Genomic DNA, 398 nt, shown 5'->3' with positions numbered 1-398 from the left:
GCCGGCGACTCAGCTCGGCTGATCTGCAGCTGGTGCTGCTGGCGCTGCTCAAAGGCACCCCGCGTCACGGCTATGAGCTGATCAAGGCGGTGGAAGAACACTCGCTTGGCTTCTACACGCCAAGCCCGGGCATGGTGTACCCGGCGCTGTCGTATCTGGAAGACCACGGTTTTGCCTCCGTCACCGTCGAAGGCAACAAGAAGCGCTACGGCATCACGCCAGAAGGCGAAACCTGGCTGGCCGAGCGCCAGAACAGCGCCGATGCCATCCTCGCGCAATTGCGCGCCATGGGTGAGCGCGTCAAGCGCATGAATGAAGCCATGGCCTTCGACCGCGAAACCGACAACGCCGCCGAATGGACGGACACCGGCCACGACCCGCTGCGCACAGCGCGCTGG

1 protein-coding gene is annotated in these 398 nt (G+C 64.6%); it reads left to right on the top strand.

Annotated features, from left to right (window positions below; genetic code table 11):
• Nucleotides 1-32: 32 nt before the first annotated feature.
• Nucleotides 33-398, top strand: a 366-nt coding sequence (locus FNX44_RS30210) for a PadR family transcriptional regulator (protein WP_500274224.1), incomplete at its 3' end; no start/stop codon positions are given.

Origin of the sequence: Streptomyces alkaliterrae, from assembly GCF_007097205.2 — a bacterium.
GTDB classification, from domain to species: domain Bacteria; phylum Actinomycetota; class Actinomycetes; order Streptomycetales; family Streptomycetaceae; genus Streptomyces; species Streptomyces alkaliterrae.
The sequence above is the reverse complement of the archived record's forward strand: the minus strand, read 5'-3'. Positions and strand labels throughout refer to the sequence as shown.